Below are 3,933 nucleotides of genomic sequence, written 5' to 3'. Positions count from 1 at the left end.
TATCAGGGGGACTTTGAAGATTTCGCGCCGGTTGAAATTATTGGTAAATGTATCCTTATTTCTCGTGTTTACTATAAATGTAAGTTGCTAGTGATGTGCCGTGCAATAAAGTCGATCCTTATGCCGGGAGATCGCGCATCTCCCGGCTTGTCACCAATAAATCGGGGCTTCGGGGGACCCGGTCACGCCTAGTCTCACCTGTCCCGATGAAGTCGGGGCACGGACAGATCCACTAATCCTTACGTATTACACATCACGTATTATTCCTCATCGATCAACCTGTTTGAGCCAACCCCACATCGTGACGATCTTACCTGCGGGTGAACCGGCAAATGCAAAAGCAGGGTTAAACCATGCAGGACCACCGTCATTATGGGGATTATTGGTCAGGTTTAGGGGATTATTTCTATCGGCATCCATCACGTAGATGTCAAAGTCCCCAACCCTATTAGACACGAAGGCAATCCGTTCTCCGTCAGGGGACCATGAGGGTGAATAGTCATCATCGCGATGATTGGTGAGTTTTTGTTGATTATCTCCATCGGCATCTACCACGTAGATTTCAAAGTTTTCAAAGTCACCCTTCCTATCAGACATGAAGGCAATGCGCTTACCGTCTGGGGACCATGAGGGTTGCCGGTCATCATTAGGATTGTTAGTCAGGTTGAGTTGACGCCCTCCATTGGCGTCCATCACATAGATTTCAGCGTTCCCATCCCTCTGAGACACGAAGGCAATCCGTGCTTGTGCGTCAACACATACCATCAGCAGTGTCAACACCAAAACCACAACAATAGCTAAAATCAAATGGGCGAAATCGTCCTTCCGGTGCATATGTCTTTCCTCCTCTGACTCTATTAAGATACAATTCTGAGATTTTTTCTAGCACTTTTTTTGCTTTTAAGAAAAAAAATATGACTCCCTGTCGAAATACTCTCTAAATCCACGCCATCATAAGAGGTATTTTGCCTCTTTCTTCGAGGAGTAGGCAATAAAAAAGGCGAATGGACAAAACCATTCGCCTTGTGACGTTCTGAGAATAGGCTTGCAAGCTATCGGTTCATTTATTCTACGTTATAAATTCGCCACGCGCCATTCTCTTTTCGCATTTTAACAAGGGTATGCCTTGGGATTGGTTCACTTCTCTGAGCACCCAGTGTTTCTAGTGCTTCAAAACCCGGTATCTCTATTTCTGGGCTTCTCAATTGGAAGTGGAATTCATCACCTACATATCTGCGACTTGCAACCTGTGTCTGACCGTCGCTTTGACGGATCAACTCAAATATCAGCGATTCCGATTCTTCAACTATAGCGACAGCTTCAAGCATCCCAACTGGTATTTCATCCGTCGAAGCTGGAGATCCATCATCATGCGTCACCTCTACGGAAATCGAAGATCCGTCACCGAGATTATCATGACCGCTATGCCTATACTCCTCCGTCATTAACAAGTGCATTGCCTTAGAGTCAGAATTTCTAACCGCCTCTAAGTAAGCATACATCACATCTTCAGCGGACTGATTCGTGTTTTCTGATGACGCAGACGTGTCTGTAGTGAGGCTCTGATCCGCCTCTGGCTCAAATTCCATCTCTGTTGCGAATTGCGCCATATCTGTTTCGTCGGGTTGACCGAAGAAATCGTCTATTGACTCCATTCCTGCAGCGGATTCCGCCGTAGCAATTTGCGATTGAGTGTCCCCATCTTCTCTATCTTGAGTAGAATCAATTTGCACAGCCAATCCTTCAGGGTTGTTTTGTGGGCGTAAGGTGCCATCCTCCCACGGTGACAAATACACCCGCTCCTCGACTGTGGGTCCATTCATCTGACGGATACCGATATAACCGATAAAAATAAGCGCCATCAACGCTGCTGCTCCAACCGTTATCTTAGATGCCGTTCCAACCTTCATGGCAGCTAGACCTCCCGAATAGATTTTTTTGAGTGTTAATCCGGGAGGAACGAAGATGCCAGTCAGAAGATATTGCAACCGTTTGGAGAGTTGACGTCTCGCACGCGATAGCCGAAACGAAATCGCCTTATCCGACAGTCCGTGCGTGCTAGTCAACTCGTTGTAACTTGCACCTTCTCCCTGTCTTTTTGCGGGAGCGTCTCCATGGTCCGGCGAATCAGTTCCCTCTGTTCCTGTCGTGCCAATCGCTCATCAGGTGAGTCCTCCGTTTGAAGTATCTCCGCGTTCACTTCGTCAAGGGATACGGTCTTGCCCCTCTGTTTACGGAGCCAGTTTCGCGCACGATTTCGCGCAATCTCTGCTAACCAGCTTTTGAATTTCGCGCTATCCTCAAGCTGTGCCAAGCCTCGATAGGCACTGAGGAAGGTATCTTGCACAACCTCTTCGGCGTCATGGGAATTTTTCACGATTCCGATTACGATTGCATAAACATAGGCGTGGTATGACCGCATCAGGTCAGCAAACGCCCCTTCATCCCCGGTTTGGGCGCGATGGATGAGTGTATTCTCCTTAGCCATGGCTCTTCGTTCCTCCCTTACACCCTACCAAGACACAGTTTCGAGATTTTTTCTAGCACTTTTTTATTTTGAGAGATATTTTACCCATTTCTTTACAAAGTAAGCAATAAAAAAGGCGAATGGAGGGGACCATTCGCCTAATTCTAAAGGAGTCTTCTGTCCATAATTGGTGTTTCAAATTGTCACTGTCTCCCCAATTTTATACGTCCCCAAAGGGTGGTTTGATTACTTGACGCCTCCACCGACAAAGAACGGTCAAGAATTGCAATCATTTTCTTAGCTACTAAACCACACACTAATGAACAGCGGCCTTTATCTCTCCCCAAGTAGTTGTGAGTTTCTTCCGCGGCTGCACTGCAAGAGCCTCATATTGAACCTCAAAGTCATCAAAGTGGACACGGTTCCCCCATCCTGACGACAGATAAATTCTCCCCGCTGTGTAGGTGCCGTCAAAAAAATTTAGCATTTCTGTGTCATCAATAAAGCATTGAAACCGATTCCCCTCGGCAATGACCCTCACGCGATACCACTTGTGCAATCTGAAATCAAATAGTCGAAATGCGCGCGATCTGCCCTCGCTATTGATATTCCATCTATCTCCTTTCTTAGAAACCTCCACATGTTGAATGGTCGCCCCAAAACCTCTTTTTGTAACTCCACCACCTATATCTTGATGACCTAGAATGAACTTGTAAGATCGCCCGTACAGAAGCGTTCGGAGCGTCTTGTTTCCCTGAAAACTTTTAATGAACGGCTCAAGGCGTGGGGGTATATGAGCGCGCAGCCCAACGTGTGGACCGCGCAGAATACCCTCAACTAGCCTGCTGATTTTTACAGACACTGACACTTCATAGTCGTTTGCGATTATACCATCAACAGCAATGACAGCCTCCGCGAACTGAGAACTAATGCACTATCTTGAATTCTGCCATGTTCGGCACCTTGTATGAATGTCCATCCCTTTAAGTCACCATTGTTAAAATCATCACGAAATATCTCTGCCCCTACTGATGATATCAACACCAATAAGGCAAATATAAATATAACCATCATGTACTTCATGCGGTATCACCTTTCTTCTCCACTGTAAGTCAGTTTAGAATTTTCATCTATAGTGGATCTTAGAATTAATGAGATACTTCAAACCGGTGCGGTTAGGAAACCGCACCTACCGGGGGCGCAGGTGTCTATTTATTTTTAGAATTCACCATAAATTCAACTCTCATGATTCCTACGGAACTGCTTTTCGCATGTCGCTTGAATTCATCAGGCTAACCATTACAGATCGCCTCCTCCATGTCCTCAATAGATTTCTTACAGTGTATGAGTTGATTGACACCATGGTTCGGATTCACTCCTCCCCAATACTTACCAAGACACAATTCTGAGATTTTTTCTAGCACTTTTTTGTGTTGAACCAAAGAATTATGTCAATCGTTACCCTT

Annotated in this window: 5 protein-coding genes; 1 reads left to right on the top strand and 4 read right to left on the bottom strand. The window is 45.8% G+C overall.

The genetic code is table 11. The features are described 5' to 3' along the window. The coding region (locus J4G02_22925; protein MCE2397362.1) for a hypothetical protein at positions 1 to 192 on the top strand (192 nt) is incomplete at its 5' end. Between the two features lie 75 nt (positions 193 to 267). Here J4G02_22925 and J4G02_22920 read toward each other — a convergent pair. The 4 genes from J4G02_22920 to J4G02_22905 form a co-directional block, all read right to left on the bottom strand. Further along, entirely contained in the window at positions 268 to 834 is a 567-nt protein-coding gene (locus tag J4G02_22920) for a PD40 domain-containing protein (protein ID MCE2397361.1), read from the bottom strand. Between the two features lie 230 nt (positions 835 to 1,064). Further along, a complete protein-coding gene (locus tag J4G02_22915) occupies positions 1,065 to 2,066 on the bottom strand; it encodes a hypothetical protein (protein ID MCE2397360.1) in 1,002 nt (333 codons plus the stop codon). Then, a complete protein-coding gene (locus tag J4G02_22910; GenBank protein ID MCE2397359.1) occupies positions 2,063 to 2,488 on the bottom strand; it encodes a sigma-70 family RNA polymerase sigma factor in 426 nt (141 codons plus the stop codon). The genes J4G02_22915 and J4G02_22910 overlap by 4 nt, the downstream gene beginning before the upstream one ends. A 295-nt stretch (positions 2,489 to 2,783) precedes the next feature. After that, positions 2,784 to 3,329, bottom strand: a complete 546-nt coding sequence (locus J4G02_22905) for a hypothetical protein (protein ID MCE2397358.1) — start codon at positions 3,327 to 3,329, stop codon at positions 2,784 to 2,786. Positions 3,330 to 3,933 lie beyond the last annotated feature (604 nt).

Source organism: Candidatus Poribacteria bacterium (genome assembly GCA_021295755.1).
Classification (GTDB): Bacteria; Poribacteria; WGA-4E; order WGA-4E; family PCPOR2b; genus PCPOR2b.
This window is presented reverse-complemented; position numbering and strand designations above follow the sequence as displayed.

Excerpts from the sequence above, each read along its gene's own strand:
- J4G02_22920 (MCE2397361.1), bottom strand. The coding sequence starts at position 834 with ATGCACCGGAAGGACGATTTCGCCCATTTGATTTTAGCTATTGTTGTG.
- J4G02_22910 (MCE2397359.1), bottom strand. The coding sequence starts at position 2,488 with ATGGCTAAGGAGAATACACTCATCCATCGCGCCCAAACCGGGGATGAA.